Source organism: Micromonospora sp. NPDC050795 (genome assembly GCF_044456785.1).
Classification (GTDB): domain Bacteria; phylum Actinomycetota; class Actinomycetes; order Mycobacteriales; family Micromonosporaceae; genus Micromonospora.
Window position 1 is genome coordinate 1 of sequence record NZ_JBITGE010000086.1, and the last position, 2,685, is coordinate 2,685.

The window sequence follows — 2,685 nt, forward strand, 5'->3', positions numbered from 1 at the left end:
GCGCCGGTCGTGGCGGTGGCGGGTTTTCAGCGAGGTGTGGGGGCTGCCGCTGACGGAGAAGATCGGCGATGCTCGGTGCACTGCCGGGGCCGGGGCCGGTCAGGGCGGTGGTGGCGGTGTTCCCTGCGGGGACGGGCCGGGCAGGGACGGCTGCTGCGGGTTGCAGCCGCCATTTGTTGTCGGGGAGCGTGGTCGGGCGCTGGTGCAGGCCGTGCGCGGCCAACGCGGCGACCAATGCCGGATCCGGCGCCGCCACCCGCCCCCCGGTGGCCGAAGTTTTCCGCAGTGTGTTTACCAGTTGGCCGATGGGAACAGGGACGGTATGACCGGGCAGTATCACTGTGGTGTTCCGCGTGATGCGGGTGCCTACCGACAGGCGGTTCAACGCCTGGGCATAGTTCTGGTCGGTCCAGCTGATTTTGGCGCCGCTGGGTAGCAGCCGCCATTTGTTGTCGGGGAGCGTGGTCGGGTTGCGGTGCAGGCCGTGCGCGGCCAACGCGGCGACCAATACCGGATCCGGCGCCGCCACCCGCCCCCCGCCGGCCGAGGCGTTCCGCAGTCTGCTCACCAGTTGGCCGATGGGAACAGGGACGGGATGACCGGGCAGCGTCACTGTGGTGTCGTTTGTGATGCGGGTGCCTACCGGGTGGCGGTTCAACGCCTGCGCATAGTCCTGATCGGTCCAGGTGATTATGGTGCCGCTGGGTAGCAGCCGCCATTTGTTGTCGGGGAGCGCGGTCGGGTTGTGGTGCAGGCCGTGCGCGGCCAACGCGGTGACCAACGCCGGATCCGGCGCCGCCACCCGCCCCCCGCCGGCCGAGATGTCCCGCAGTGTGTTCACCAGTTTGCCGATGGGAACAGGGACGAGATGACCGGGCAGCATCACTGTGATGTTCTGCGTGATGCGGGTGCCTACCGGTAGGCGGTTCAACGCCTGCGCATAGTCCTGATCGGTCCAGGTGATTCTGGCGCCGCTGGGTAGCAGCCGCCATTTGTTGTCGGGGAGCGCGGTCGGGTTGCGGTGCAGGCCGTGCGCGGCCAACGCGGAAACCAACGCCGGATCCGGCGCCGCCACCCGCCCCCCGCCGGCCGAGGCGTCCCGCAGTCTGCTCACCAGTTGGCCGATGGGAACAGGGACGCTATGACCAGGCAGCGTCACTGTGGTGTTGCCCTTGATGCGGGTGCCTACCGGCAGACTGTTCAACGCCTGCGCAAAGACCTGATCGGGCCAGATGATATTGGCGCCGCTGGGTAGCAGCCGCCATTTGCCGTCGGGGAGCGCGGTCGGGTTGCGGTGCAGGCCGTGCGCGGCCAACGCGGCGACCAACGCCGGATCCGGCGCCGCCACCCGCCCCCCGCCGGCCGAGATGTTCCGGAGTCTGTTCACCAGTGGGCCGATGGGAACAGGGACGGGATGACCGGGCAGCGTCACTGTGGTGTTCTGCGTGATGGGGGTGCCTACCGGTAGGCGGTTCAACGCCTGCGCAAAGACCTGATCGGAATTCCTAGGTGCCATCCGGATCTCCTCATCTTTCCGGTACTGGCCTCTCAACGAGCGATGACAGTCACGCGTTCAACAGCTTCCCCGGGTTTTGCCCCTGATCTTGCAGGGCGGTTGCAAGTTCCGGGGTTGCGTGGCTGGTCGGCGTCACCTGGAGCTGGTGCCGATCTCCACGACCCGGCTCTGTGACCGGTTGGGCCGTATAGCAGGGCAGGCACGGGGATCGTGATCATTGTGGTGTCGAAGCCAGAGCCTTTTCCAAGCTGATCTTGCAGCTCAGGGCGAGTGTGGCAGGCCCGGTTATCGATGGGTGCGAGGCTCCAGGTAGGACAGCTGTCGACCAAGACTCGAAGCCCCGACCGGGAGCCTCGCCATGCTGTCCTACCCCCGCCACGACGGGTTCGGGTGTCCAGCAGCGGTAGAAGGTTAGCTCGCCAGTGCCGCGGTCGCGGCGGATCAGCAGCCAGTGGTGCCCGCCGTGGGCGTCGGCGGCGTGGGGCAGTGCGGTGAAGGACCAGTCGTAGTAGCGATAGCCTTTCGCGCCTCGACCCGCGGACACCCGCTGCCAGGCGGTGGCGGGAAGACCGGCGGCGAGGGCGTCAACGCGGTAGACGCCAAGGCCGGTGATCACCTGATGAGAGCAGGCCACGGCCAAGACGTAGCCCAGTCGCAGCTGACGGAGCGGGGCTGCCAGGCGCGGATCGTTGCCGTATGCCTCGTCGCCGGCCACCCATCGACACGGCAGCCCGGCGGTGACCGCTGCGGCGATCACCCGAGACGCCAGCGGCGGCTTGGTCGTGAACCGCAGCTGCTAAGGGGTGTCTCAGTTGGTGATTTTCGCGAGTCGGCGGTGGCAGATGAGGATGGCGGCGAGGTCGGCGAAGGCGTGGAGATGCTCGGCTTTGCGTTCGTAGCGGCGCGTGAGGCGACGGTTGTTGGTGAACCAGGACAGGCACGACTCGACGATCCACCGGTGCCGGCCGAGACGCTGGGAGGACTCGACGCCTTTGCAGGCGATGCGCACGGCGATGCCCCGGCGGCGGACCTCGGCCCGGATCGCCTTGTCGTCGTAGGCCTTGTCCGCGTGCAGCTTGCCCGGACGGCGGCGGGGCCGGCCGCGACGGCCCCGCACCGGCGTGAAGGCATCCAGCAACGGAAACAGCAACTGCGCGTCCGGGGTGTTC

The 2,685-nt window shown here is 68.2% G+C and carries 2 protein-coding genes and 1 pseudogene; all 3 read right to left on the minus strand.

Features of this window, described 5'->3' with window-relative positions:
* Positions 1-1,516: hypothetical protein (locus tag ACIBEF_RS32150; protein WP_396797184.1), on the minus strand; the 1,516-nt coding region annotated here is incomplete at its 3' end.
* A 379-nt stretch (positions 1,517-1,895) separates the two neighbouring features.
* Positions 1,896-2,312, minus strand: a pseudogene (locus tag ACIBEF_RS32155) (transposase); the annotation flags it as partial.
* Between the two features lie 12 nt (positions 2,313-2,324).
* A partial coding sequence (locus tag ACIBEF_RS32160) for a transposase (RefSeq protein ID WP_396797185.1) occupies positions 2,325-2,685 on the minus strand: 361 nt, incomplete at its 5' end.